The sequence below is a fragment of the Exiguobacterium sp. s43 genome, from assembly GCF_018617255.1.
GTDB classification, from domain to species: domain Bacteria; phylum Bacillota; class Bacilli; order Exiguobacteriales; family Exiguobacteriaceae; genus Exiguobacterium; species Exiguobacterium profundum.
Genome location: NZ_JACSJT010000015.1, coordinates 1 through 430, shown reverse-complemented (window position 1 = coordinate 430; position 430 = coordinate 1). Strand labels below are relative to the sequence as shown.

Annotated in this window: 1 tRNA gene and 2 rRNA genes; all 3 read left to right on the top strand. The window is 48.6% G+C overall.

What is annotated here, in order from left to right:
* A 23S ribosomal RNA gene (locus tag KNO79_RS15515) occupies positions 1–135 on the top strand; the annotation flags it as partial.
* 95 nt (positions 136–230) lie between these two features.
* Positions 231–347 (top strand): 5S ribosomal RNA (gene rrf / locus KNO79_RS15510).
* Positions 348–355: 8 nt separating this feature from the next.
* Positions 356–430 (top strand) — tRNA-Asn (locus KNO79_RS15505).

Here is a 430-nt window from a genome sequence, read left to right as displayed (position 1 = left end):
AGCCCCCTCCGAGATGAGATTTCCCTTTGAGCAATCAAGAAAGACCCCTCAGAGACGATGAGGTAGATAGGTCATGGGTGGAAGCGTGGCGACACGTGGAGCTGAATGATACTAATCGGTCGAGGCTTTGATCTAGTCTAATGGTTTGTGTTGATGAATCCTCAGTTTTGAGAGAACAATCTCAAAAAACATGTTGACATTATGTTAAAATAATGTTAATATCATATTTGTCTGGTGGCGATAGCGAGACGGCCACACCCGTTCCCATGCCGAACACGGAAGTTAAGCGTCTCAGCGCCGAAAGTAGTTGGGGGATCTCCCCCTGTGAGGATAGGACGTTGCCAGGCAAGATCGTTCCGCAATAGCTCAGTGGTAGAGCAACCGGCTGTTAACCGGTAGGTCGTAGGTTCAAATCCTACTTGCGGAGCCA